Genomic DNA, 800 nt, shown 5'->3' on the forward strand with positions numbered 1-800 from the left:
GGCCGCACCTGGCGCTTCACCCTGCGGGCCGGCCTGCATTTCTCCGACGGGCAGCCGATCACGGTGGCGGACGTCGCGGCGTCGTTCCGCCGGCTGTTCCGGGTGGGCAGCCCGACGGCGGGGGCGTTCTACGGCGCGATCATCGGCGGCGATCAGTGCATGCGCGATCCGGCGCACTGCACCTTGCAAGGCGGGCTCGAAACCGATGACGCGACGCGCAGCGTGGTCTTCCACCTGCGCCAGCCCGACGCGGAATTCCTGCAGAAGCTGGCCTTTCCCCACGCGGTGATCCTGCCGGCCGCGATCCCCGGCCATGATCTGGGCAATGTGCCGGCCCCGACCACCGGCCCGTACATGTTCGCGTCCTACGACCCGGACCGGGGCGCCGTGCTGGTGCGCAATCCCCATTTCCGGGTCTGGAGCGCCGACGCCCAGCCCGACGGGTTCGCCGACCGGATCCAGTACGATTTCGGTCTGCCGGACGAGGCCGAGGTCACGGCGGTGGAAAACGGCCAGTATGACTGGATGTTCGACATGAAGCCGCTGGACCGGCTGGGCGAACTGGGCGCGCGCCATACGGCGCAGGTCCATATCCGCCCGCTCTACGGCATCTATTACGCGCCCATGAACGTGAACATCCCGCCCTTCGACAACCCCCTGGCACGGCAGGCGGTGTCCTACGCGCTGGACCGGCGGGCCATGACCATCCTGTATGGCGGGGCGGCGGTGGCCGGGCCGCTCTGCGGCATGGTGCCGCCGGGCATTCCCGGCGCGCTGTCCGGCTGCGCCTATACCGCCGG

1 protein-coding gene is annotated in these 800 nt (G+C 70.2%); it reads left to right on the top strand.

The features are described from left to right. Positions 1–800: ABC transporter substrate-binding protein (locus HUK84_RS20890; RefSeq protein WP_246285811.1), on the top strand; the 800-nt coding region annotated here is incomplete at both ends.

This window comes from Nguyenibacter vanlangensis (assembly GCF_013376155.1).
Lineage (GTDB): Bacteria > Pseudomonadota > Alphaproteobacteria > Acetobacterales > Acetobacteraceae > Gluconacetobacter > Gluconacetobacter vanlangensis.